Below are 335 nucleotides of genomic sequence, written 5' to 3'. Positions count from 1 at the left end.
GAGATCTACCTGCGCCCGGCGGAGTGGTACGTCGAGCCGGGCGCCGAGGTCAGCTACGCCACGATCATCGCGGGCGCCTCGCGCCGCAACGAGACCGCGATCGGCTACAAGTCCGAGGCGCGCGCCGAGGGAGAGGCGTCGTTCGGGGTCCGGGTGAACCCGGCCAAGTCCGAGACGTTCCACGTGCTGCCCGGCGACCGGGTCGTCGTGCTCGCCGACGACTGACCTGTTCCAATGGAGGCGTGAACGAGCTCTGGGTGGTCCGGCACGGCAAGACCGAGTGGAGCGCGAACGGTCGGCACACGTCGACCACCGACCTCCCGCTGCTCCCCGAG

Annotated in this window: 2 protein-coding genes; both read left to right on the top strand. The window is 70.4% G+C overall.

Annotated elements, in window-relative coordinates:
- On the top strand, positions 1-225 hold a 225-nt coding region (locus tag Q0L15_RS21190), incomplete at its 5' end, for a hypothetical protein (protein ID WP_296606720.1).
- Positions 226-242: 17 nt separating this feature from the next.
- Positions 243-335, top strand: a 93-nt coding sequence (locus Q0L15_RS21185; protein WP_296606723.1) for a histidine phosphatase family protein, incomplete at its 3' end; no start/stop codon positions are given.

Source organism: Nocardioides sp., from assembly GCF_024509035.1.
GTDB lineage: Bacteria > Actinomycetota > Actinomycetes > Propionibacteriales > Nocardioidaceae > Nocardioides.
This window is presented reverse-complemented; position numbering and strand designations above follow the sequence as displayed.